Here is a 22759-nt window from a genome sequence, read left to right on the forward strand (position 1 = left end):
GCGTGCCTAGCGGAAGACCGGCGTCAGCTCCCTGCCGAAGTCCTCGGCGCCGAGCCAGCCTTGCGTCATGACGACCGCGCCCAGTCGGCCGAGCTCATCCGATGATTTCGCGGCAACGAAATTGCCACCGGCCAGAACCGCAATTCGTGGAGAATCCGTATAGCCCACATAGGGATAGGCTGTTGCCGTGAAGGTTGCCACACACGGCGCCGAGGTTGTTGCGCAACCCGCCAATGCGGGCATGTGCTGCAGGGCCGTTGACACCAGCAGGTCGCGCTCCGCCAGATCGCCATCGGAGCGAAACCATGTTCCGACATCCTCAAGCGTCTCGAATGAGCGCGTTTCCAACTCGCCGCCGAGTTTGAGATAGAACTTGCCGTCGGGATAGCACACCGGCGGAAGGATGTAGACATGGTCCTCGTCGCGGTCGCCGAAGATAATGGCTGAAGGCATTTCGGAAAAAACTGCCATCTCCCGGGCGCCAAGTTCGAAGAATGCCACGGTGCGCGCCGCGATCCTGACATCGATAGCAGCAGGGAGAAGACCGTTGAAATTGCTGAAACCGCCGGCAGCGACCAGCACCCGCTCGGCGGTATAGCGCTTGCCGCCGGCATGAACCTCCACGAACGTACCCTCATCGCGAACAGAGGCAACAGTCGCATCGATAACCGTCACGCCCGCCTGCTCGGCAAGCTTGGCTTGCGCTCGAACCAAAGCGCGCGGGTTGATGTGGCCCGCGCGTTTCGCTTCGAAATAACCATTGAACGACGGGTTGAGATCAAACGGAGGAAAGCGGTCCCGCAACGCCGTCGGCGTCAGCGTTTCGACGTCGAGACCGAGCGTTTCGCTGACCTGCAGCGCCCGTCCGAGATATCGCTCCCCCGGTTGGGCAGGTGGTCCGGCAAAGAGGCAACCCGCTTCCGTGAAAAAGGAAATGCCGCTCTTCGCTTCGATTTCGTGGTAGCGGTCGAGCGAGCGTGCCGCCAGCGTCGCCCAAACGGCATTGTCGTCGAAGGTCCGCGTGATGCGGGCCTCGTCGTAGTGGCTGGCAAAGACGCCATGATGGCTCTTGCGCTCGACTGGCTCACTGGGGCCGATGAGCGCAACACCCTCGATCATCCCGGAGAGATGGCGGGCCGCAGCCGCGCCCATCATTCCGCGCCCGACGATGATCACCTTGAAATCAACTGCCATGTATCACCTCATTTCGGAGGCCAGATAACACAGGCACCATGTTGAATCATATTCTTAAGTGCCCGGTCGAAGTAATTATCAGACAGGCAGTTTCAGGTGATCAGTCGAGCATCGCCAAGACCTTACCGCAATAGGCCTTGGAGACCGGGTTCATGCGGGTTGCGCCATGGCCGGCATTGTACTTCAGGATCGTGTCGCAGGTCTCACCACCGCCGAGTTCATGTGCAGCGGCCAGGTATTTCATGCCGAACCTGATGTTCGTCTCGGGATCGAACAACCCCTTGCTCGTCCCCGAGTAACCCATCATCCTTGCTGTCGCCGGCTTGATCTGCATGAGACCGATTTCACCGGCACTACCGCGTGCGTTCGGATTGAAATTGCTCTCGACGCGAACGACGGCCTGAGCGAGCTCGGCAGGAACGTTATATTGCTTTGCGTACTTGATAATGAGAGCCGAATATTTGTTGGCCGTGAAGTCCGGCATTGCATAGCCGCTAGTCCGATCAACAGTCTTCAAAGGAACCGTCTGTGCCCTTGCGCCCCATTCACCCGCGAAAGCGCAATTCATACCCATCAACAGTGCGCTTGCGCACACCGCAGCAGAAATAATCCTATTCATTCAGTCTAATTACTCCGACCCAAAGAATTTCTGGACCGCGTTTCAAATAACGATCCAGTTTTATGCGGCAGATATTTATTAGAGATACTGCAGCAATTCTTCTTGTTTCAATTGACGACCGCCAAGAACCCCAAACAACACAAGCGGCGCCGTTCGACGTTTGGCGTTAGACCATCGCAATGAGGAGATAATAGGGAAATGATGTGGCGAGCCGACGAACTCTCAGAATCCCGGTAAATTGGCGCGACTCAAAAGTACTACTTATGCGGAGTAGCGTGGAAGCGACGCCAGCAGACGGTGCAGGGTGTCTATCGTCGAAAAGTCCGCAATTCCGTCGATTCGGGCGGGCCGAAAATGACGCTGGAAGGCCTCGACCTCGCCTGCCATCTTGGCCGAGAATTCGCCAGTGATTTCAGTCGCATAGCCGTAGAGCGACAGCATCGACTGCAGGGCTTCGACCGGCTGGCCGCGGTCGCCGCGTTGGAAAAATCTTCCACCGGAGATCGGTGCGGGCTCGACCCAGTGGCCGATACCGGCCCTGGAGAGCTCCGCCCAGGGAAATTTTTCCCCCGGATCGACCTTCCGAATCGGTGCAACGTCGGAATGTCCAAGCACCCTTTCAGGGGCAATTGACCAACGTTGGCCGCAATCTCGACACAATTCGATCACGGCTTGGATTTGTTCTTGGGGATACTCTGGAAGGCCGCCGGGATGACCGGCATTGGCGATCTCGATCCCTATTGACAACGAGTTGATATCGGTCTCGCCCTGCCAGTAACTTTTGCCAGCATGCCAGGCACGGCGCTCCTCGGGCACGAGCTGCAGAACCTCGCCGTCTTCCTGGACAAAGTAGTGGCTGGAGACCTGGCTTTCGTCGCGACAGAGCCACTCCAGCGCTCCGTCGGGCGTTGGCATACCTGTATAGTGAAGAAGGATCATATCTGGCTTGCGTCCATCCGCACGCTCGCCGTGATTGGGCGAAGGGCGAACAATTGCCTTCCGGTAGTCGGCCTCGAACGAGGTCATGCTGCGCGGCGTTCCTTCTCGATCGCCTCGTAGGCGGCATTCAGCGCCGCCATGCGCTCATTGGCAATGGCATGGAACTCGGCCGGCACACCACGGGAAATCAGCCGATCCGGATGATGCTCGCTGACAAGACCATGGTAACGGCGACGGATCGTGGTGAAATCATCGGAGGGAGAAACACCGAGCACCTTATAGGGATCACGTCCCACGGAGACATGGCGCGCGGCGATCCTTTCGAAATGCTCGTCATTCATATGGAAGATCTGGCCGACGTGCCGCAGGAACGCCAATTCCTTCTCATGAATGAGCCCGTCAGCCTTGGCGATATGAAAGAGACCGTCCAGTACCTCTTCCAGTACCGGGCAATTGGCGGCGCATGTCACGCACAGGGACGACAAGCGCTCCGCATAGGCCTCATAGCCGGCCACGTCCTGGCGCGCCAGATTATAAAGACGCGCAACGTTCTTCGCCTGCTCGGGCGGGAATTCGAAGATCTCGCGGAAGGCGTCAACCTCCTTCTCACTGACGATCCCGTCCGCTTTGGCCATTTTTGCCGACAGAGCAATGATCGCGACTGAGAAAGCCACCTTGCGGCGGGTCTCCGGATCGCCTTCGAAAACTGTCCGGATAGCCTCGACCACCGCCGAAAGGACGTTGCCCGCGGTGTTGCCAATGGCATTCAGCAGTTTTTCCCAGAAGGACATAAGAGTCTCTCACAGTGCAAATAAGATTAGACACCTTGACCAAATAAAGCCTGCGTTTGCAAGGCGACGATTGGTCATAGGAGCGAATACTGCTTTCACAATTCGGTAATTGTCGCTCCGGCATCCAAGCATACGCCGTATTCGCACGGCGTCATATGACACCAAGGGATAGGCTGTTAACGCATCAGAGAAGCATGCAGTTGTACAGTCGGCTCCACGCGCTCGGGAATTTCCACAAGCCATCTGAACAGCTATCCTTGGCTTGAAACGATTATATCCGCGCTTCCATCTACCTTCGCCGTCAGGGGCGCGATTTTCACAATAACAACACTTTACATGGCCCTTTCCCTGCCGCATCCATGCGTTAGGTAAGCAGACGCGCTTGCACCGATACGAGACACAATGGAGGGATCATGGCCAAACAGAAAGTCGCATTGCTCACGGCCGGAGGCCTGGCGCCCTGTCTCTCCTCCGCAGTCGGCGGATTGATCGAACGCTACAGCGACGTTGCGCCCGACATCGAGCTCGTCGCCTATCGTTCCGGTTACCAGGGCGTACTCCTCGGCGACAGCATCAAGATCACGGCAGACATGCGGGAGAAGGCTTCGCTTCTGCATCGCTACGGCGGGTCGCCGATCGGCAACAGCCGCGTCAAGCTCACCAATGCAGCCGATTGCGTGAAGCGCGGTCTCGTCAAGGAAGGCGAAAACCCGCTGCGTGTGGCGGCCGAGCGGCTTGCCAACGATGGCGTCACCATTCTTCACACGATCGGCGGCGACGACACGAACACTACCGCTGCCGATCTTGCGGCATATCTGGCGGCCAACGGCTACAATCTGACGGTCGTCGGACTGCCGAAGACGGTCGACAACGACGTCGTCCCGATCCGCCAGTCGCTTGGCGCATGGACAGCCGCCGAAGTCGGCGCACACTTCTTCGACAACGTCAGCAACGAGCAGACCGCGGCACCGCGCACACTGATCATCCACGAAGTCATGGGGCGCCACTGCGGCTGGCTGACGGCGGCAACTGCTCGGGCCTATCTGCAGCGGACGAAGAACTATGAATATGTCGATGGGCTGATGACGAACGCCAGGATGAAAAGCATCGACGCCGTCTACCTGCCCGAACTGGCATTCGATCTCGATGCGGAAGCGGCCCGGTTGAAGGAAGTCATGGACCGCACCGGTCATGCGACCGTGTTCGTTTCGGAAGGCGCCTGCCTTGACGCCATCGTCGCCGAGCGCGAGGCCGCGGGCGAGACCATCAAGCGCGACGCCTTCGGCCACGTGAAGATCGACACGATCAATGTCGGCGGCTGGTTCCAGAAACAGTTCGCAGGCCTCATCGATGCCGAGCGCTCGCTCGTGCAGAAATCGGGTTACTTCGCACGTTCGGCCCCCGCAAACGGCGATGACCTTCGTCTGATTCAGAGCATGACCGACCTTGCCGTCGAAAGCGCCCTGAACAAGGTCTCCGGTGTCACAGGTCACGATGAAGCGGAGAATGGTAAGCTCCGGACAATCGAGTTCCCGCGTATCAAGGGTGGCAAGGCCTTCGACACCTCCACCAAGTGGTTCGGCGAAGTCATGGACACGATCGGGCAGAAATACAGCGCGGCATGATTGACTGAGGGTTAATATGGTGTCTTTGCTTTCCCTTAGGGAATAGGAGGAGATTCCATGTCGCTCGAAGCCTGGCTCGCTTTTGCCGCTGCGTCTGCAATCATGCTGGCGATACCGGGGCCGACGATCCTTCTCGTTGTTTCCTATGCGCTGGGCCATGGGCGCAAGACGGCGCTCGCGACGGTAACCGGCGTCGCGCTCGGCGACTTTACCGCGATGACTGCATCCCTTTTCGGACTGGGGGCCGTGCTTGCGGCCTCCGCGACCCTATTTACGGTGCTGAAATGGATCGGCGGCGCGTACCTGATCTGGCTCGGGATCAAGCTTTGGCGCGCACCCGTGATGTCCGAACCGATGGCGGACAATGACAACCTGCCCGAAAAGAAATCGATCAGGGTTTTCCTGCACGCCTATGTCGTCACGGCGCTCAATCCGAAGAGCATCGTGTTCTTCGTCGCCTTCGTTCCGCAGTTCCTGAATCCCGCTTTGCCGTTCTTCGGCCAGATGCTCATCATGGAAGCCACGTTCCTGGTCCTCGCAACCATCAATGCCTCGACCTATGCACTGGCAGCAAACGCGGCTCGCGGGCTTATTCGCAAGGCAAGCATCCAGCGTGCGGTTAACCGCACCGGCGGCACTCTGCTCATTGCCGCAGGCGCCGTAACAGCCGGTTATAGGCGGATAGCCGCGTAAATATTTCCAGCGGGTTGCAGCAACGCAACGAATACGTTAATTGCGGATTCCAGGCTTAAGGTTTTTGGTAACTTCTAACGCTGCCGGGGCGGCGCGTTCACGAAAGTGAGAGTATGGTAGCGATCGGTTTTTCCGGCCTGAAACGCAGTCTCATCGTTTCGACGATGCTCTGCGGCGTCGTTGCCGGATGCACGAGCGTCGAATACACGTCGGTGGAAGAACTGACCGCAATCCAGACCGTTGTTCCGACACCAAAGCCCGGCGAAGACGCCACGCTTGCAGCCGTGCCGGCCGGCGACGGAGCGGCCCAGACGGCGATGATCACCACCGCCGACCAGGCGACAACGGCCCTCGCGGCACCCGCCATGCCGGCAACCGATCCTTCTCAGTTGAGCGGTCAGGCCGGGGCGACGACGGCAACGGGTTACGCGCAGATTCCGCTCACGCCTGAAATGACAGCGATTCAGTCCGTTGTACCGATCCCGCGCCCGGGCACCCCTTCCCCGTCGACTCAACTCGCCTTTGCCGCAACACCTCAGGCTGGAAGCAGCGCGATTGCAGCTCTTTCCGCTATCGATACGACGCCGCACCCGATGATGGATTACGGTTTCGACACCTCAGGTCCCTCGGATCCACCGGCCGCACCGCCGATGTTCAGCGACAGCGACGACGATGGCGCGCCGACGGTTGAGAAAAGCGCAATCACCAAGATCATCGACAAATATTCGAAGCTCTACCAGGTGCCCGCCTCGCTGCTTCACCGCGTCGTGCATCGCGAGAGCCGCTACAATTCCAAGGCCTATAACAAGCGCGGCTATTTCGGCCTGATGCAGATCAAGTACAACACGGCCAAGTCCATGGGCTACGAAGGTGATCCCGCTGGCCTCTTTGATGCCGAAACGAACATCAAATACGCCGCCAAGTATCTTCGCGGCGCTTGGCTCGTCTCTGACAGCAGCGAAGACGATGCTGTCCGCCTCTATGCCCGTGGCTATTACTACGAAGCCAAGCGCAAGGGCATGGACGACGTCGCCCAGGGCAACTACTGATCACTGCCGGGCAGCGCGGCTAGGATCTCTTTGACCAGCATCTGCGGCTTGTAGCGAAGCCAGCTTGGCGTCAATCCGAGCCTGACGACGACAAGCTTCGCGGACGGCACGATCGCAATGCTCTGCCCATCGTGCCCCTCCATCCAGAACGTATCTTCGGGAAGACCGGCAACGGCGCTGGTGTCACCGCCCGGCGCGGCGAGCCAGGCCTGCGCCCGGGTATATTTGCCGCCCGAGGCCACGGTCGGCGTCCTCATCGCTGCCATGAACCGTTCCGGCAACAGCCTCTGGCCGTTCCAGACGCCGTCCTGAAGAAGGAACTGGCCGAAACGCGCCCAATCCCGCGCTGTGGCGTAAAGATAGGAACTGCCGGCGAAGGTGCCCCGTGCGTCGACCTCCAAGACAGCACTCGACATGCCGATCGGGTCGAACAGCGCCGTCTTGGGATAGGCAAGCGCCGCCTGCATGTTGCCAATCCTGTTCATCCATATCTTTGAGATCAGCACCGACGAACCGCTTGAATAGCTGAAACGCTGGCCCGGGCTTGCCTCCAATGGCAGACTTGCTGGCAGCGCCGTCATATCCGCATCGAGATAGAGCATCCGTGTGACATCGGCGACCGTGCCGTAGCTCTCGTTGAACACCAGGCCGCTCTCCATGCCGAGCAGGTCACTCAGCTTGATCGCCGAATGGTCGCCCCCCTTCCACTGCGGCAGAAGGCCAGCCTCATCGAACGCGATTTTGTTGTCGAGCATCAGCCGCCCGACGATGGCTGCATTCACGGTCTTCGTCATCGACCAGCCGGTGAGCGGCATCATCGGACCGAATCCATCACCATAGCGCTCCCCGATGATGCGGCCGTTGCGAACCACGACAACCGCGCGCATTGCAGGACCGATCAGCTCGGCATCTGAAAGCAGTGCATCGACACGGCTGTCATTGGCCTTCGCGACGGCATTTCCCTCCGGCCATGGGGCCTCATTTTGCGGCTCCGGAGTCACCGGAACCTCGGGCACGGCGCGCGCCGCGGCCTCGAAGTCACCATCCGGCACGCTGCTGCAGCCGAGTGCGCCGCGATAGATCGCATGGCCCGGCGCGAAGAGCCCGAGGATACGAGCGGTAACCCGCTTGTCCTGCCTGTCGACAGTGACGCGTACCAGTCGTAGCAACGGATTTCCCGGCGCCTGAACGTCCTCGTAAAGCACCTGTTCGGGGTCACGCCCTGCGAGGAATACGTTCGAGCAAACGATCTTGGCTGCGTAACCATCACCGACTCGCAGCAATTCAGGTGGCCGCGCATAAAGCCAAGCCGCGCTCATAGCGACGATCGCGACCAGCAAAAGAGCGAGTGGCCTCACGACACGCAGCACAAATCGCATATGCGATCCTCCTTGCCCACAAGAGAAGCAGGAAAGCCGGCAGCGCGAAAGCCCCCAATGCCCGGATGTTTTTCCATTTCCACCGACGGAAGCACGCGCCCACAGCTTGCGTCATCAAACTGTAGTGACGGCGCGCTAAACGCCCTGAACGCTAAAAGGGTGAAAGACTCATATGACGGAATTTGCACCGGATGCCGGCTTCCGCAAGAACCGGAAACTCAAGGCAGCTCTTCTCCGCCACAATGCCTTCTCCAAGGCAGGCTTTTCGGAACGGCTCTTTGGGCTGCTGTTTTCCGGCCTGGTCTATCCGCAAATCTGGGAAGATCCCGACCTCGACATGCTGGCGATGGAGCTTCAGCCTCACCACCGCATCGTGACGATCGGCTCCGGCGGCTGCAACATGCTTGCCTATCTTTCCAGGAGCCCGGCGTCGATTGATGTGGTCGATCTCAATCCGCATCATATTGCCCTCAATCGCCTGAAGCTTGCCGCGTTCAGCCACCTTCCCGCACACGCCGATCTCGTTCGCTTCCTCGCCACACCGCGCGAGTTGTCGAACAGCCACGCCTTCGACCAATTCCTCGCTGCAAATCTTGACGACGCGACCCGCAACTACTGGAACGGCCGCAAGTTCGGCCGTCGGCGGGTCACGGTTTTCGACCGCAACATCTACGAAACAGGTCTCCTCGGTCGGTTCATTGGAGCAGCACACCTTCTGGCCCGCCTGCATGGCGTCGACCTGACGGAAATGACCAAGACGCGCTCCCTGCGCGAGCAGCGCCAGTTCTTCGACGAGAAGATCGCACCACTCTTCGACAAGCCGGTCGTACGCTGGATCACCGGCCGCAAGAGCTCGTTGTTCGGCCTCGGTATCCCGCCACAGCAATACGACGAACTGGCAAGCCTCGCCGCCGAGCAGTCAATCGCGCCGGTCCTACGGCACCGACTTGAGAAGCTGGCCTGTCACTTCCCCATGCAGGAAAACTATTTTGCCTGGCAGGCTTTCGCTCGCCGCTACGCGCCGAAGGGCGAAGGCACACTCCCAACCTATCTCGAGCCCGCGAACTACGAGGCGATCCGTGGCAATGTGGATCGCGTCACCGTTCATCATGCAAGCTTCACGGAACTGCTCGCCGGCGAGCCGGCCGGATCGCGCGATCGCTACGTCCTCCTGGATGCACAGGACTGGATGACGGACCAGCAACTCAACGACCTATGGGCAGAGATCAGCCGCACGGCGCGCGAAGGTGCCCGGGCGATCTTCCGTACGGCGGCCGAAAAGAGCATCATCGAAGGCCGTCTGTCGCCTGCAATCCGCGATCAGTGGACGTACATGGAAAATCGCTCCGCCGAACTCACGGCGCTTGATCGCTCGGCAATCTATGGCGGCTTCCATATCTACGGGAAGAATGCGTGAGCGGGGTCGGCACGAATCCCGTCACCAAGGACGACGGCCACGCCGCCCTGATGGACGGCATGTACCGTTATCAGCGCCACATCTATGACCTGACGCGCAAGTACTACCTTCTCGGCCGTGATGAGACGATCCGCAATCTGAATGTGCCGGAAGACGGCACCCTGCTGGAGGTCGGTTGCGGAACCGGCCGCAACCTGGCGCTCGCCCATCAATATTACCCGCGGGCTCGGCTGTTCGGCCTGGACATCTCGCACGAGATGCTGATCTCCGCGCGCAAAACATTCGAGACCAAAGCAACGCTTCCGGATTTCCGCGTCGCGGACGCGACCGCCTTCACGCCGCGCGAGTTCGGCGTCAGCGGCTTCGACCGCATTCTCATTTCCTACGCCCTTTCGATGATCCCCGATTGGGAACGCGCCGTCGACTCGGCCATGGCCGCCCTCGCCCCCGGCGGCGAGCTGCACATCGTCGATTTCGGCCAGCAGGAGCGCCTTCCGGGCTGGTTTGCACGCTTTCTCAAGGCGTGGCTGCGAAAATTTCACGTGTCGCCGCGTGCCGATTTGCGGCAGGTTCTCGCGTCGCAAGCCTCTGAAAATCAAGCGCGACTGACCTTCGAGACCATTAGTGGCGGCTATGCCTGGCGGGCCGTCATTGTGACCAAACCTTGACATTTCGCTTGAAACTAACCGTTTTTTTACGTTGATATGGAAAATAGAGGGGACATTCCTCTGCTGGACGCGTCTTTAACGGGGTCGAGCTGTGGGGCAAAAAATCCATTCGTTTCGCGACGGAACATCTATGCGCCGGCTTCTGTTTTGCGTTTTGCCGTTGGCTGTCATGCTCGCCGGATGCACGTCATCGGGCTATGATTTTCTCGAAACAGCGTCCGTGAAGCCAAAGACGCGCTTCAAGGACACCGATCCCCAGGACTTCGGATCAAAGCATCCTGAGCAGCAGCCGATCCACGGTATCGACGTGTCGAAGTGGCAGGGCAATATCGACTGGCAGACGGTCAAGGGTTCCGGCGTTGCTTTCGCCTTCATCAAGGCGACCGAAGGCAAGGACCGCATCGATCCGCGCTTCAACGAATACTGGCAGCGCGCCCGCGCCGTCGGCATTCCGCACGCTCCCTATCATTTCTACTATTTCTGCTCGACGCCCGATGAGCAGGCTGACTGGTTTATCCGTAACGTGCCCAAGGAATCCATGCGCCTGCCGCCGGTCCTCGACGCCGAATGGAATGCGGAATCGAAGACATGCCGCTATCGCCCCGATCCGGCGACGGTCCGCGCCCAGCTTCAGCGCTTCATGGATCGCCTCGAGGCCCATTACGGCAAGCGGCCGATCATCTATACCTCGGTAGACTTCCACCGCGACAATCTCGTCGGCTACTTCCAGAATTACCACTTCTGGGTCCGCTCCACCGCCAAGCATCCCGAAGTCACCTATGCCGACCGCCGTTGGGCCTTCTGGCAATACACGTCGACGGGCGTCATCCCCGGTATCAAGGGTCCAACGGACATCAATGTCTTTGCCGGATCGACCCAGAATTGGCACAACTGGGTAGCGGCTGTATCAAAGGACACAAATTCTTAGTAACGTCGCCTCGTCTTTCTTGCTTCCGTCACAATCATTTGGGAAATCGACGGAAATTCCATTTTATGACGAGGATCGAAACTATGTACGTCTCGCCCGCAAGCCGCACGGCACTTGCACTCCTTTTCGCTGCCGGTCTGGCGACCGGCGCAGCCGCGCAGACGCCGGCACCGAGTGCCCCGGCTTCGCAGACACCGGCGGTAGCATGTGACGGCGACCTCAGCGAATTCTTGGCCGGCGTAAAGGCCGACGCCATCGCAGCGGGCGCATCGGCCGAAGCTGCTGACAAGGCTCTGGAAGGCGCACAGATCGACCAGAAGGTCTTGAGCCGCGACCGCGCTCAGGGCGTGTTCAAGCAGACTTTCCTGGAATTCTCGCAACGCACTGTCAGCCAGGGCCGGCTCGACATTGGCCGCCAGAAGATGAAGCAATACGCAGATGTCTTCGCCCGTGCTGAGCAGGAATTTGGTGTACCCGCAGGGGTTATCACCGCCTTCTGGGCGATGGAAACCGACTTCGGCGCCGTACAGGGCGACTTCAACACCCGCAACGCCCTCGTGACCCTGGCTCACGACTGCCGCCGTCCGGAGCTTTTCCGTCCGCAGCTGATCGCCCTCATCGAAATGGTTCAGCATGGCGACCTCGACCCGGCAACCAACACCGGTGCCTGGGCCGGCGAGATCGGCCAGGTCCAGATGCTGCCTCGTGACATAGTCGCCTATGGCATGGACGGCGACGGCGATGGTCACGTCCGCCTCAAGCAGAGCGGCCCCGACGCCATTCTGACTGCGGCCAAGTTCATCCAGCATCTCGGCTTCCAGAAGGGCCAGCCGTGGATCCAGGAAGTCACGCTTCCCGAGAACCTCCCCTGGGAGAAATCCGGTATCGGTGGCCCACTGACGGCCGGTGAGTGGTTCGCCCTTGGCGTCAAGCCGCGCGATGGCAACACGAGCTTCGGCAACCTGCATGGCGACCTGATACTGCCGCAGGGTCGCCTTGGCCCGACCTTCATTGCCTATCCGAATTTCCAGATCTATCTCGAATGGAACAAGTCGTTCATCTACACGACCTCGGCCGCCTATTTCGCGACACGCCTTGCCGGCGCTGAGACCTATCTCAAGGGCACGCCCGAACAGGGACTTTCCAACGACCAGATGAAGGAACTGCAGACCAAGCTCGGAACGCTCGGTCACGACGTCGGCAAGGTCGACGGCATCCTTGGTTCAGGCACGCGCGTCGCCATCCAGAAGGAGCAGCAGCGTCTCGGTATTCCCGCCGATGGCTGGGCAACGCCGACGCTCCTCAACTCGCTCTGATCACGTTTCCTCAAGCGAGCACTTTAAGGCCGGGTTTCGCACCCGGCCTTTTCATTTTCGGGGATTGTTCCATGGTTTCAGGCGCTTCAGGCAAAGCCTTCATCTTGCCGCAAGTGTGAAGGCTGGATCGCCGACCTTAACGGCCGGTTAAAATCTGTGAATATTTTTCCACGGAGATTTATCTTGCGATTTCAACAAATTAAAGAAAGCATCACGGCCGCAATGTGACATTTTCGCCGCAGCGCAATATAAAATCCGCTTTCCAAGCGACACAATCACGACATATTATCGCAACTGTTAACGCGAGGAGACAGACATGGGACTTACACAATCCTTGAATGTCCTTTTGGTCAGCGCGGCGTTTGCATTTGTATTGACAATGCTTTTCATCTGAACGCCGAGGCAAGCGAACAGTACCGAGACTCCTGAGTAGCGAAACAGTTCAATGAATCAGAAAAGCGCATCCCACGAGGAGATGCGCTTTTCTTTTTGTCGTCACTGACGGAGCAGCCTACGCGGCAGCGCCAGCCTTCCTGGCGCCTTCCCGTGTGAAGCCGAGATTGGTCAGCACGGCCGAAACGAGCGGCGCCCGGTTCATCGTGTAAAGGTGGAAATCGGTGAGCCCGCGGCGAGCCAGATCCTCGATCTGTTCGGCGGCAACCTCAGCGGCAACCTTGGCTCTTTCTTCCGGCTTGTCGTCGTAGCCTGCAAAGCGTTCATCGAGAAATGCAGGGATGACCGTGCCGCAGGCACCGGCGAAGCGCTTCAGCTGCGTCAGGTTCTGGATCGGCATGATGCCCGGCACAACCGGGATCTTGATGCCCGCAACCCGCACCTTTTCCAGGTAGCGCTCGAAATTGTCGTTATCGAAGAAGAACTGCGTCAGCGCGCGGGTCGCGCCGTTATCCGCCTTCTGCTTCAGCATCTCGATGTCGGCGGTGGTATCGCGGCTTTCCGGATGCTTTTCCGGGTAGGCCGACACCGAAATCTCGAAATCGCCGATCTCACGCAGACCGGCAACCAATGCCGCCGCATTCGCATAGCCGCCGGGATGCGGCTGATAGGGCGCGCCAACGCCGCCCGGAGCATCGCCACGCAGCGCCACGAAATGCTTCACGCCAACCTTGCGGAAGCTGTCGATGACGCTATGCGTTTCGTCCTTCGTCGCGCCGACGCAGGTGAGATGCGACGCCGTGGCGAGCGGGGTCTCGGAAAGGAACCGTGAGACAGTCGCCAGTGTAGGCGCCTTGGTGGTGCCACCGGCGCCATAGGTCACCGATACGAAGTCGGGATTCCAGTCCTGCAGATCGGTGACCGTATTCCACAGCTGACCTTCCATCTCTTCCGACTTAGGCGGAAAGAACTCGAAGGAAATGCCGATTTTGCGGCGCGCGTCGCTGTTCAAAGCCATATGATTATCTCCCGGCAAGTATGGGTTCGGCGCCTTCGCTCGCTGCGGAGGCCATAAGGCGCCGGGGGTCGCGCGCAAGCCAGACAGTGACGGTGAGCCCCTGCCCGCTTTCATGACCCGGATGAAGATCGACGACCTGCTCGACATCCAGCCCAGCCTTGCGCAGCCAGTCGGACATCGACTGATGCGAAAAGCCGAGGCGAACATGCGCATGCTCGTCGCGAAGATACTCCAGCCCATGCGGGGCAAGATCGATGATGACCAACCGCCCGCCTGGCCGCAGCATGCGCGCTGCCTCGCCGATCGCGATCTCGGGCTGGTCGAAGAAATGCAGTACCTGGTGGATCGTCACCACGTCGAAATCCTGCGCCTCGAACGGCAGGTTCAGGATATCGGCGTGTCGGACGGATGCCTTGGTAATCCCTGACTTGTCGAGGTTGGCGCGCGCCACGCTCAGCATGTCGCGGCTGGCGTCGACGCCGATCGCCCGGCGATAGAGGCCAGATAGAAGCTCGAGGATGCGACCCGTTCCGGTGCCGAGGTCGAGAAGCGAGTCTATGGGCTGGCTGCCGAGCAGCCGAATGACCGCGGCATCGACCTCTTCGTCAGCGGCATGCAGACGGCGAAGTTCGTCCCACTCGGCGGCATTGCGGCTGAAATAGGCCTGCGCCCGCTCAGCCCGCTGGCGCTTGACCGCCGCCAACCGTTCGCTGTCACGCAGGATCACAGCATCGTTCTCGGAGGCATGAGCCAGCAGGCTACGCACGAACGCGGCCGCCTTGCCATCCTGCCGAAGCCGGAAATAGGCCCAAGCGCCCTCCTGGTAACGGTCGATGAGGTCCGCTTCGCCGAGCAGCTTGAGGTGGCGAGAGATGCGGGGTTGGGATTGGCCAAGGATTTCTGTAAGATCGGTGACCGTCAGGTCCCCTGCTGCAAGGAGCGCCAGCAGGCGAAGACGCGTCGGCTCGCCGGCCGCCCTGAGGACGTCCACCAACGCATCCAATCCAAGTCTGATAGGCTCACCCATACCCGATCCAATCAACATATAAAGATATCTTTATGTGAAACGATTGAGTGTGGCAAGCCGCAATTCCATCCGTTCACGAAATTAGCTGCTCGGATCGCGACATCGATGCGCGCAAAAAAGCCCCGGCGAACCGGGGCTTCCAGGTCTCCAACGCGATCTTGGGTGATCAGCGCGTCAGGCGCTTGTAAGTCACCCGATGCGGGTTGATCGAATCGACACCGAGACGGCGCATCTTGTCCTTTTCGTAGTCTTCGAAGTTGCCTTCGAACCACTCGACATGGCTGTCGCCTTCAAAGGCGAGGATATGCGTCGCCAGACGGTCGAGGAACATGCGATCGTGGCTGATGATGACGGCGCAACCGGCGAAGTTTTCGAGCGCATCCTCAAGTGCTGCCAACGTTTCCGTATCGAGGTCGTTGGTCGGTTCGTCGAGCAGGATGACGTTGCCGCCGGCCTTCAGCATCTTGGCGAGATGAACGCGGTTGCGCTGACCGCCGGAAAGCGTGCCAACCTTCTGCTGCTGGTCGCCGCCCTTGAAGTTGAAAGCGCCGCAATAGGCGCGCGAATTCACTTCATGCTTGCCGAGCTTGATGATGTCGTTGCCGCCGGAGATTTCCTCCCAGACCGTCTTGTTGCCGTCGAGTGCGTCGCGGCTCTGGTCGACATAGCCGAGATCAACGGTCTCGCCGATGCGGATCTCGCCGCTATCGGGCGTTTCCTGGCCCGTGATCATACGGAACAGCGTCGTCTTGCCGGCGCCGTTCGGACCGATGACGCCGACGATACCGCCGGGCGGCAGCTTGAAGGTGAGGTTCTCGATGAGCACGGTATCGCCGTAACCCTTGGTGAGGTTCTCGGCTTCGATGACCACCTGGCCGAGGCGTTCGCCGACCGGGATGACGATCTGCGCATCGCCCGGACGACGGGCGTCCGCTGCTGCGACCAGTTCGTCGTAGGCGCGGATACGCGCCTTGGATTTTGCCTGACGCGCCTTCGGGCTGGAGGCGATCCATTCCTGCTCGCGGCTGATCGCCTTCTGGCGAGAGGCCTCTTCGCGGCCTTCTTGCTGCATCCGTTTGGCCTTCGCCTGCAGGTAGGCCGAGTAGTTGCCTTCGTAGGGGATACCACGGCCGCGGTCGAGCTCGAGGATCCAGCCCGTGACGTTATCGAGGAAGTAACGGTCGTGGGTAATCATCAGTACGGCGCCCGGATATTGGCGCAGGTGCTTTTCGAGCCAGGCGATCGTCTCGGCATCGAGGTGGTTGGTCGGTTCGTCGAGCAGTAGCAGGTCCGGCTGGGCGAGCAGCAGGCGGCAGAGCGCCACGCGGCGCTTTTCACCCCCCGAGAGCTTTTCGACCGAGGAGTCACCCGGCGGGCAGCGCAGCGCGTCCATGGCCATTTCAACCTGGCTTTCGAGGTCCCAGAGATTCTGGCTGTCAATGACGTCCTGGAGCTTGGTGCCCTCTTCCGCGGTCTCGTCGGAATAGTTCATCATCAGCTCGTTATAGCGATCGAGGATCGCCTTCTTCGGCGCAACGCCTTCCATGACGTTCTCAAGGACCGTCTTGGACGCATCGAGCTGCGGCTCCTGCGCGAGGTAGCCAAGGGTAGCGCCTTCGGCGAGCCACGCCTCGCCGGTATATTCCTTGTCGAGGCCTGCCATGATGCGCAGAACGGTCGACTTACCAGCACCGTTCGGGCCGAGGATACCGATCTTAGCATCCGGATAGAAAGAAAGGTGGATATTTTCCAACACCTTCTTGTTGCCGTACGCCTTGTTGAGGCCGGCCATATGGTAGATGAACTGACGTGCCATAGATAATTCGCTCCGCGCGGGAATTTGAGTTTTGCCGCTATTTAGGCGAATTGGGGCCAAGGAGCAACGCGCGGCGGCCAAAAATCAGAGGCTTTTGCAGCATTCATAGCCGAACTCGGCACGCTCCTCTACCGTAGCGTCGCATGATCAAGGCGCAGCTAGCCGCGGCGCGTGGACGGACGAAGGCTCGTTTTCGATGAGAGGCAGTCTCAGAACCCTGCAGCGTCCACGACGCCCTCATTGCAGCCGAACGACGACCGTCCTGCCCCTTGGATAAGGTCACGAAGGCTTGCTGGCTCGTTCGATGTCGCGTCCTCCGACAGCCCGATCGTAAGTTCGCTGATAACGCGGCCTCCGCTGGCCCGTCGGCAGCTCATCTTGACCCGATCTCCGGCACCCGGGCCGAAACTCTTGTCGAAAGCCGCCTTGATCGCGTCCGCCGTCAGTGACTTGCCGATATTGGTCGCGAACAGATCGCGGACTGCCGAGGCGTTCAGCTCGTTGATCAACCGAACCGACGCGCCGAAATAGTCGTCAGCGCTCATCTTCGTGCAGGTGCCGTGCTTGATCCACTCGTGCCGCTCCAGGCCGGATTGCGTACCGGGCATCGCCTTCTCGAGGGCCGCCTTGGTATCCGCCGAAAGCTCTACCTCAGGCAGCTTCCCCCATTCGCCGTCCTTGTCGGCGCTCCGCAGGGTACCAGAGACGTCGCAATAGTCCTTCCGCATCGGCCAGAGCCCGTGCAGCGAAAAATTGGTCGCGTCAAACCTCTCCCCGGTCTGGCTGCGGCATTCCGGCTTGCGCTGGTTGGTTTCACAGAACGCGGGTTGCCAGCTGGCCGCCAGAATGAAGCGCGTCCTTCCGCCGCCGTCCTGGGCTCCCGCAACGCCAGCGGCCGCAATTCCTATCAAGACTACAGCCATCCGCAGAAATGGATTGCTCATTCTCACCCCCACAAAGAACAATTCATGAACAGGAGATCACGCCGCGTTTGTTTTCACAACCCTCAATCCGTAGGGTACGAAAAATCCCTTGGCATAAATATCTGGGCGTGTTGCTTTTCACGGCCGATCTGGTCTTCTCCCGGCAACGGGAGGATATGATGTTCGCAGAAACGCAACGCCTTGAAACGGCGGACGCTTCACTCGCCTTTCATCATGAGCCGGCGCAATCCGAGGCACGCGGAATTCTCCTTGTGTCTCATGGGCTGGCCGAGCATTCCAGACGTTACTCCCGTTTTGCGGCAGCGATGGCAGCCCGCGGCTACCATGTGTTCGCCTTCGATCACCGTGGGCACGGCGAAACGACTGGCCCGGATGCGCCAATCGGACGTTTTTCCCGCCGCAACGGCATGCGACAGGTTATCGACGATGTCGGCTCTGTCCGCGAGCTTGCCGTAAAGCAATATCCCGGCCTCCCCGTCATCCTCTTCGGGCACTCGATGGGCGGGCTCATCGCGCTCAACGCGGCGATCACCTATCCGGAGAAATATGACGCCATTGCCGTCTGGAATTCGAATTTCAACCCGGGTCTATCGGGACGGGCCGCCCAGGCGGTCCTCTTGGCAGAACGAGCCCTTAAGGGCTCCGATGTTCCAAGCGGCATCCTACCGAAGCTCACCTTCGGCACCTGGGGGAAGTCCATTGCCAACCGTCGAACCGAGTTCGACTGGCTAAGCCGCGATCCTGTTGAGGTCGACAAATACATTGCTGACCCTCTGTGTGGCTTCGATGCTTCCGTGTCGCTCTGGCTCGATATTTTCGAGATGACGTTTCGCGCACCACAAGAGGCGCAACTGGACCGGCTGCCGAAGCACACGCCGATCCACCTTGTCGGCGGCGGACAGGATCCGGCAACAGATAACGGAAAAGCGGTGATCTGGCTGTCAAAGCATTTGAAAGCTCACGGCTTCTCCCGTATCAGGACACAGATATATCAGGACATGCGCCACGAAACGCTGAATGAAATTGGAGCGGACGCGGCCATCGCCGCATTCGCCGACTGGTGCGACGAAGCGATCGCAAGATCCTGAACTGAAGGGTTTCGCGATGAGCAATGGCATTTCGTCCCGTTCTGCCTCCGCTTCGGAGGTTTCGACCGGCATTCTCCTGATGTTCCTGTCGGTGCTGGTGTCCCCGATCATCGACATCTTTTCCAAGCTCGCGATCGCTACGATTCCTGCAGCGGAAATCACCGCCGCCCGCTTTGTGGTGCAGGCTCTCTGCATGTTACCGATCGTTGTCTGGCGAGGAAGCTGGAAGACCTTCTCCTGGCGAGCCAATATCTTTCACGCCATCCGAGGCGCCATCATTACCATTTCCATGGTCTCCTTTGTTACGACGCTGAAGTTCATGCCGGTTGCTGACGCCATCGCGATTTTCTTCGTCGAGCCGATCATATTGACGATCCTGAGCAGTATCTTCCTCAAGGAGACGATCGGCTGGCGCCGCTACATTGCCTGCGGCGTCGGCTTCTTCGGCGCGATGCTGATTATCCAGCCGAGCTTTCAAGAGGTCGGCTACGTCGCGCTTCTGCCCGTCGTCAGCGCTTTCTGCATCGCCATCTTCGCCTTGATGACCCGCGTGCTTTCGCACCGAGAAGATCCGTGGGCGATGCAGCTTCAGATGGGCATCTGGGGTCTGCTGTTCTGCGCGATCCTGCTTGCCTTTGGCAGCGGCACAGGTTCCGACATCTTCGACGCGGTGATGCCGGATGGCCGGGGCTACTTCTATCTGGTCGGCGTCGGTGTCACGGCGGCCATTGCCGGCATCTTCGGCGTCTATGCCTATCGTGCAGCACCTGCCTCCATTTTGGCACCACTGCAGTATTTCGAGATCGTGTCGGCGACCTTTTTCGCCTGGCTCGTATTCGATGACTTTCCGGATGCGCTCAAGTGGGTCGGTATCCTGATCATTATCGCATCGGGCTTGTACATCATCTGGCGCGAGCGCCGCTTTGCATCGAAGCCCGTATCCGATACACCTCAATCGGCCCTGGCGCCCTGATCTGATCGTGGGAGGAACATGACAGACAATCAGCTCCAAAAACCGCCGCTATCAGGCATACGCGTCATCGAGCTTGCGCGAGTGCTTGCCGGGCCATGGGCGGGCCAGATGCTGGCCGATCTCGGTGCCGACGTGATTAAGGTCGAAAACCCCGATGGAGGCGACGACACGCGGCATTGGGGGCCCCCCTTTGTCGAAGGTGCCGACGGCGAAAACCTCTCTGCGGCCTATTACCACGCTGCCAACCGCGGCAAGCGTTCGATCACCGCCGACCTGAAGCGCGAAGAGGATCAGGCCCTCGTCCGCCGCCTTATCGCCACGGCCGACGTCGTCATCGAGAACTTCAAGCTCGGCGGCCTTGTGAAATACGGTCTCGATTATGAGAGCCTGAAAAAGATCAATCCGAAGCTTGTCTATTGCTCGATCACCGGCTTCGGCCAGAACGGTCCCTATGCCAGCCTGGCAGGTTACGACTATATCGTTCAGGGCATGTCCGGCTTCATGTCGATCACCGGCGAGCCGGACGGACAGCCGATGAAAGCGGGCGTCGCGATCGCCGACGTCTTTACCGGTATTTATGCCGTCGCAGCCATCGAGGCCGCCCTCATCCACGCGCAGAAGACCGGCGAAGGTCAGCTGGTCGATATGGCGCTACTCGACGTACAATCCGCCGTGCTCGCCAACCAAAACATGAATTATCTCGTTTCTGGCCGAGCCCCGACCCGGCTTGGGAACGCGCATCCGAATATCTCGCCATATGAAGTCGTCCCCGCCGCCGATGGCTATCTGATCCTCGCAGTGGGCAATGACGGCCAGTTCCGCCGCCTCTGCGCGATCCTCGGCCTCCAGGGCATTGCCGACGATGCACGCTATTCCACGAACAAGGCGCGAGTCGCGAACCGCGACGAGGTACGCAAGCTGGTTTCCACCGAAACGCTGAAATGGCAGAAAGCCGACCTGTTGAAAGCCTGTGAGGCGGATGCGGTTCCGGCCGGTGCGATCAATACAATCGAAGAAATGTTTGAGGATCCGCAAATCCAGGCGCGTGGGTTGCGGGTAGATCTCGCGGACGCAAAGGGTACCGTCATTCCCGGTGTGAGGACGCCGGTCGTGCTGTCGCAAACGCCTTTGCGCTACGAGCGGCCGAGCCCGAGGCTGGGAGAGCATCAGGAGGAAGTTCTGGCGGAACTCGCCGAACTGGAGGGGAAAAGAGCATCATGAAGAAGACCGGCGGGGAACTGATCGTCGAGGCCCTGAAAGCAAATGGGGTGAAACGCCTCTCCTGCGTACCCGGCGAGAGTTTCCTTGCCGTCCTCGATGCGCTTTATGACAGCGACATCGACGTGGTGGTCTGCCGACAGGAAGGCGGAGCGGCCATGATGGCGGATGCCTGGGGCAGGCTCACCGGCGAGCCCGGCATCTGCATGGTCACCCGCGGCCCGGGCTCCACCAATGCAACGGCGGGTTTGCACATTGCCAGGCAGGATTCCATCCCGATGATCCTCTTCATCGGGCAGGTCCAGCGCGATGCCCGCGAGCGGGAGGCTTTCCAGGAGGTTGAGTATCGCCGCGCCCTCACCGAATTCAGCAAATGGGTCGGCGAGATCGACGACGCGGCTCGCATTCCGGAGTTCGTCACCCGCGCCTTTGCGATCGCAACATCCGGTCGTCCCGGCCCTGTTGTGTTGTCACTGCCTGAGGACATGCTGCGAGACGAGGTGGAGGCGCCCAGCGCAAAACGCTATTCGCGCGTCGAAGCCCATCCCGGCCGCCGCCAGATTGACGACTTCTATCTTCGCCTGCTGAAGGCGGAGCGACCGATGGTCATCGTCGGCGGCACGCGCTGGGATGCGGATGCGGTCGCCGACCTGAAAGCCTTCTCGGAACGCTTCGCGCTCCCCGTCGGATGCTCCTTCCGCCGGCAGATGCTGTTTGATCACCTACACCCGAACTATGCCGGGGATGTTGGCATCGGCGTCAACCCTGCGCTGGCGAAGGAAATCAAGGAGAGCGACCTGCTGATCCTGCTCGGCGGCCGGATGTCGGAAATGCCCTCCTCCGGCTATACGCTGATCGACATCCCCTACCCACAGCAATCGCTCGTCCACATTCATCCCGATCCTTCAGAACTCGGCCGTGTCTATCGCCCCGACCTGGCAATCTGCGCGAGCCCGAGTGACTTCGTGGCGGATCTTGCTGATCTCGAGGCGCCAAGCGAACTCAGATGGGCGGAGCGCACTGAACGGATGCACCAAGCCTACATCACCTGGTCGACACCGCCGCAGAGCGGCCCGGGACCGGTCCACATGGGACCGATCATGGAGTGGATCGAAGAAAACACACGCCCCGATGCGATCTTCACCAACGGCGCGGGAAACTATTCCACCTGGCTCCATCGTTTCCATCGCTTCCGCCAGTTCAACACCCAGGCAGCCCCGACATCAGGTTCCATGGGCTACGGCCTGCCGGCCGCTGTCGCGGCCAAGCAGCTCTTTCCCGAACGCGAGGTCATCTGCTTCGCCGGAGACGGCTGCTTCCTGATGCACGGCCAGGAGTTTGCGACTGCCGTACGCTATGGCCTGCCGATCATCGCGATCGTCATCAACAACGGCATCTATGGCACCATCCGCATGCATCAGGAGCGGGAATATCCCGGCCGCGTCAGCGGCACCGACCTGACCAACCCGGACTTTGCTTCACTTGCGCGTGCTTATGGCGGCCATGGGGAAACCGTCGAGACGACGGAAAGCTTCGCCGCCGCCTTCGAACGCGCGCGGGCAAGCGGCAAGCCCTCGATCATCGAGGTAAGGCTCGATCCGGAAGCAATTACGCCGACACGTACCCTTTCGGAAATTGCCCAAACAAAAAGCCGGTGAGTAAAA

At 59.9% G+C, this 22759-nt stretch carries 20 protein-coding genes; 11 read left to right on the top strand and 9 right to left on the bottom strand.

What is annotated here, in order from left to right; genetic code table 11:
• Positions 1–6: 6 nt before the first annotated feature.
• The 4 genes from IB248_RS10970 to IB248_RS10985 form a co-directional block, all read right to left on the bottom strand.
• Complete coding sequence (locus IB248_RS10970) at positions 7–1194, bottom strand: FAD-dependent oxidoreductase (protein ID WP_113471578.1); 1188 nt, start codon at positions 1192–1194, stop codon at positions 7–9.
• Positions 1195–1294: 100 nt separating this feature from the next.
• Positions 1295–1813, bottom strand: coding sequence for a lytic transglycosylase domain-containing protein (locus IB248_RS10975; protein ID WP_026371940.1), 519 nt, complete (start codon positions 1811–1813; stop codon positions 1295–1297).
• 261 nt (positions 1814–2074) lie between these two features.
• Positions 2075–2839 carry an N-acetylmuramoyl-L-alanine amidase gene (locus IB248_RS10980; protein WP_113471577.1) on the bottom strand — a complete coding sequence of 255 codons (765 nt, stop codon included), beginning with the start codon at positions 2837–2839 and terminating at the stop codon, positions 2075–2077.
• Positions 2836–3543, bottom strand: a complete 708-nt coding sequence (locus tag IB248_RS10985; protein WP_018858310.1) for a DnaJ family molecular chaperone — start codon at positions 3541–3543, stop codon at positions 2836–2838. Before IB248_RS10985 ends, IB248_RS10980 begins: the two co-directional genes overlap by 4 nt.
• Before the next feature lie 413 nt (positions 3544–3956).
• Here IB248_RS10985 and IB248_RS10990 point away from each other — a divergent pair, with 413 nt between their 5' ends.
• From IB248_RS10990 to IB248_RS11000, 3 genes are all read left to right on the top strand, one after another.
• Positions 3957–5168, top strand: coding sequence for a pyrophosphate--fructose-6-phosphate 1-phosphotransferase (locus tag IB248_RS10990; protein WP_169681459.1), 1212 nt, complete (start codon positions 3957–3959; stop codon positions 5166–5168).
• A 57-nt stretch (positions 5169–5225) separates the two neighbouring features.
• A complete protein-coding gene (locus IB248_RS10995; protein ID WP_018858308.1) occupies positions 5226–5861 on the top strand; it encodes a LysE family translocator in 636 nt (211 codons plus the stop codon).
• Positions 5862–5974: 113 nt separating this feature from the next.
• Positions 5975–6910, top strand: coding sequence for a lytic transglycosylase domain-containing protein (locus IB248_RS11000; protein ID WP_169681461.1), 936 nt, complete (start codon positions 5975–5977; stop codon positions 6908–6910).
• On the opposite strand, the gene IB248_RS11005 is transcribed toward IB248_RS11000, so the two are convergent.
• Positions 6904–8289 (bottom strand): serine hydrolase, encoded by a 1386-nt coding sequence (locus IB248_RS11005; protein ID WP_169681463.1) that lies wholly within the window; start codon positions 8287–8289, stop codon positions 6904–6906. The genes IB248_RS11000 and IB248_RS11005 overlap by 7 nt on opposite strands.
• 172 nt (positions 8290–8461) lie before the next feature.
• Between IB248_RS11005 and IB248_RS11010 the strand changes: the two genes are divergently transcribed.
• The 4 genes from IB248_RS11010 to IB248_RS11025 all read left to right on the top strand — a co-directional run bounded on the left by IB248_RS11010 (position 8462) and on the right by IB248_RS11025 (position 12618).
• Positions 8462–9706, top strand: a complete 1245-nt coding sequence (locus IB248_RS11010) for a DUF3419 family protein (RefSeq protein WP_169681464.1) — start codon at positions 8462–8464, stop codon at positions 9704–9706.
• A 50-nt stretch (positions 9707–9756) separates the two neighbouring features.
• On the top strand, positions 9757–10374 hold the full coding sequence (locus IB248_RS11015) for a class I SAM-dependent methyltransferase (RefSeq protein WP_169681525.1): 618 nt from the start codon (positions 9757–9759) through the stop codon (positions 10372–10374).
• Between the two features lie 130 nt (positions 10375–10504).
• Entirely contained in the window at positions 10505–11302 is a 798-nt protein-coding gene (locus IB248_RS11020) for a GH25 family lysozyme (RefSeq protein WP_018858303.1), read from the top strand.
• Between the two features lie 83 nt (positions 11303–11385).
• On the top strand, positions 11386–12618 hold the full coding sequence (locus IB248_RS11025; protein ID WP_018858302.1) for a lytic murein transglycosylase: 1233 nt from the start codon (positions 11386–11388) through the stop codon (positions 12616–12618).
• Positions 12619–13129: 511 nt separating this feature from the next.
• On the opposite strand, the gene metF is transcribed toward IB248_RS11025, so the two are convergent.
• From metF to IB248_RS11045, 4 genes are all read right to left on the bottom strand, one after another.
• Positions 13130–14029: a methylenetetrahydrofolate reductase [NAD(P)H] gene (metF, locus tag IB248_RS11030; protein WP_113471575.1), complete on the bottom strand. Its 900-nt coding sequence runs from the start codon at positions 14027–14029 to the stop codon at positions 13130–13132.
• A gap of 4 nt (positions 14030–14033) precedes the next feature.
• On the bottom strand, positions 14034–15056 hold the full coding sequence (locus IB248_RS11035; RefSeq protein ID WP_169681466.1) for a metalloregulator ArsR/SmtB family transcription factor: 1023 nt from the start codon (positions 15054–15056) through the stop codon (positions 14034–14036).
• A 166-nt stretch (positions 15057–15222) separates the two neighbouring features.
• The gene (gene ettA / locus IB248_RS11040; RefSeq protein WP_169681468.1) at positions 15223–16872 is read right to left on the bottom strand and encodes an energy-dependent translational throttle protein EttA; all 1650 of its coding nucleotides are present in this window, start codon (positions 16870–16872) and stop codon (positions 15223–15225) included.
• Between the two features lie 209 nt (positions 16873–17081).
• Complete coding sequence (locus IB248_RS11045) at positions 17082–17816, bottom strand: ribonuclease (RefSeq protein WP_192240799.1); 735 nt, start codon at positions 17814–17816, stop codon at positions 17082–17084.
• Between the two features lie 158 nt (positions 17817–17974).
• Between IB248_RS11045 and IB248_RS11050 the strand changes: the two genes are divergently transcribed.
• Genes IB248_RS11050 through IB248_RS11065 form a run of 4 tightly spaced genes read left to right on the top strand, consistent with a single transcriptional unit; the run spans position 17975 to position 22753 of the window.
• Positions 17975–18904 carry an alpha/beta hydrolase gene (locus IB248_RS11050; protein WP_026371938.1) on the top strand — a complete coding sequence of 310 codons (930 nt, stop codon included), beginning with the start codon at positions 17975–17977 and terminating at the stop codon, positions 18902–18904.
• Positions 18905–18920: 16 nt separating this feature from the next.
• Positions 18921–19877: a DMT family transporter gene (locus IB248_RS11055; protein WP_026371937.1), complete on the top strand. Its 957-nt coding sequence runs from the start codon at positions 18921–18923 to the stop codon at positions 19875–19877.
• 18 nt (positions 19878–19895) lie between these two features.
• On the top strand, positions 19896–21098 hold the full coding sequence (locus IB248_RS11060; protein ID WP_018858295.1) for a CaiB/BaiF CoA-transferase family protein: 1203 nt from the start codon (positions 19896–19898) through the stop codon (positions 21096–21098).
• A complete protein-coding gene (locus tag IB248_RS11065) occupies positions 21095–22753 on the top strand; it encodes a thiamine pyrophosphate-binding protein (RefSeq protein WP_169681472.1) in 1659 nt (552 codons plus the stop codon). The genes IB248_RS11060 and IB248_RS11065 overlap by 4 nt, the downstream gene beginning before the upstream one ends.
• Positions 22754–22759: the final 6 nt, after the last annotated feature.

It is taken from the genome of Rhizobium sp. RHZ01, from assembly GCF_014851595.1.
Taxonomy (GTDB): domain Bacteria; phylum Pseudomonadota; class Alphaproteobacteria; order Rhizobiales; family Rhizobiaceae; genus Rhizobium; species Rhizobium altiplani.

Bases quoted from the DNA above. Each gene is read 5' to 3' on its own strand.
- IB248_RS11020 (WP_018858303.1), top strand. From the start codon at position 10,505: ATGCGCCGGCTTCTGTTTTGCGTTTTGCCGTTGGCTGTCATGCTCGCC.
- IB248_RS10985 (WP_018858310.1), bottom strand. From the start codon at position 3,543: ATGTCCTTCTGGGAAAAACTGCTGAATGCCATTGGCAACACCGCGGGC.
- metF (WP_113471575.1), bottom strand. From the start codon at position 14,029: ATGGCTTTGAACAGCGACGCGCGCCGCAAAATCGGCATTTCCTTCGAG.
- IB248_RS11005 (WP_169681463.1), bottom strand. From the start codon at position 8,289: ATGCGATTTGTGCTGCGTGTCGTGAGGCCACTCGCTCTTTTGCTGGTC.
- IB248_RS11035 (WP_169681466.1), bottom strand. From the start codon at position 15,056: ATGGGTGAGCCTATCAGACTTGGATTGGATGCGTTGGTGGACGTCCTC.
- ettA (WP_169681468.1), bottom strand. From the start codon at position 16,872: ATGGCACGTCAGTTCATCTACCATATGGCCGGCCTCAACAAGGCGTAC.
- IB248_RS10995 (WP_018858308.1), top strand. From the start codon at position 5,226: ATGTCGCTCGAAGCCTGGCTCGCTTTTGCCGCTGCGTCTGCAATCATG.
- IB248_RS11045 (WP_192240799.1), bottom strand. From the start codon at position 17,816: ATGAGCAATCCATTTCTGCGGATGGCTGTAGTCTTGATAGGAATTGCG.
- IB248_RS10980 (WP_113471577.1), bottom strand. From the start codon at position 2,839: ATGACCTCGTTCGAGGCCGACTACCGGAAGGCAATTGTTCGCCCTTCG.
- IB248_RS10975 (WP_026371940.1), bottom strand. From the start codon at position 1,813: ATGAATAGGATTATTTCTGCTGCGGTGTGCGCAAGCGCACTGTTGATG.
- IB248_RS11065 (WP_169681472.1), top strand. From the start codon at position 21,095: ATGAAGAAGACCGGCGGGGAACTGATCGTCGAGGCCCTGAAAGCAAAT.
- IB248_RS10970 (WP_113471578.1), bottom strand. From the start codon at position 1,194: ATGGCAGTTGATTTCAAGGTGATCATCGTCGGGCGCGGAATGATGGGC.
- IB248_RS11050 (WP_026371938.1), top strand. From the start codon at position 17,975: ATGTTCGCAGAAACGCAACGCCTTGAAACGGCGGACGCTTCACTCGCC.
- IB248_RS11010 (WP_169681464.1), top strand. From the start codon at position 8,462: ATGACGGAATTTGCACCGGATGCCGGCTTCCGCAAGAACCGGAAACTC.
- IB248_RS11000 (WP_169681461.1), top strand. From the start codon at position 5,975: ATGGTAGCGATCGGTTTTTCCGGCCTGAAACGCAGTCTCATCGTTTCG.
- IB248_RS11055 (WP_026371937.1), top strand. From the start codon at position 18,921: ATGAGCAATGGCATTTCGTCCCGTTCTGCCTCCGCTTCGGAGGTTTCG.
- IB248_RS11015 (WP_169681525.1), top strand. From the start codon at position 9,757: ATGGACGGCATGTACCGTTATCAGCGCCACATCTATGACCTGACGCGC.
- IB248_RS10990 (WP_169681459.1), top strand. From the start codon at position 3,957: ATGGCCAAACAGAAAGTCGCATTGCTCACGGCCGGAGGCCTGGCGCCC.
- IB248_RS11060 (WP_018858295.1), top strand. From the start codon at position 19,896: ATGACAGACAATCAGCTCCAAAAACCGCCGCTATCAGGCATACGCGTC.
- IB248_RS11025 (WP_018858302.1), top strand. From the start codon at position 11,386: ATGTACGTCTCGCCCGCAAGCCGCACGGCACTTGCACTCCTTTTCGCT.